A 514-nucleotide genomic window follows, 5' to 3' on the forward strand; every position below is an offset into this window, starting at 1 on the left:
TGTATCAGCGGCGCGTTTTTAAACGTCACAATGCCGGAGAAGGAGATATACATGCCCAAATCCAAAGCGGCTTTGGCAAAGGCGACGTCTTCAGAGAAGCAGTGAATCACGCCAGAGTTGGTGTGGCATTCTTTTAAAATCCGCAACGTGTCTTCGGCCGCATCGCGCGTGTGGACGATAACGGGCAGGCCGCTTTCGTTGGCGGCTTGGATATGGTCGGCAAAGCGTTGATGTTGCCATGACAAATCGCCTTTGCACCAGTAATAGTCCAAACCGGTTTCGCCGATACCGACGATTTTGGGGTGTTTGGCCGCTTCTACCATTTCGGCAATGGTAAATTCTTCCGCTTCTTGGCTGTCGGGATGTATGCCGATGGTGCAGTAGATGTGGTCGTTTGCCTGGGCGATGTCGAAGACTTCGGCAAAACTTTGTTTGCTGACGCTGATGGCAAGCGCCTGCTTGACGCTTTGCGCTTCCATATTGGCAAAGACTTCGGGCAGGCGGTCTTTTAAGC

At 52.3% G+C, this 514-nt stretch carries 1 protein-coding gene; it reads right to left on the reverse strand.

From position 1 onward, the window contains the following. On the reverse strand, positions 1–514 hold a 514-nt coding region (locus ACTHUT_RS21715), incomplete at both ends, for a TatD family hydrolase (protein ID WP_440419886.1).

The sequence above is a fragment of the Neisseria sp. P0022.S010 genome, from assembly GCF_051956635.1.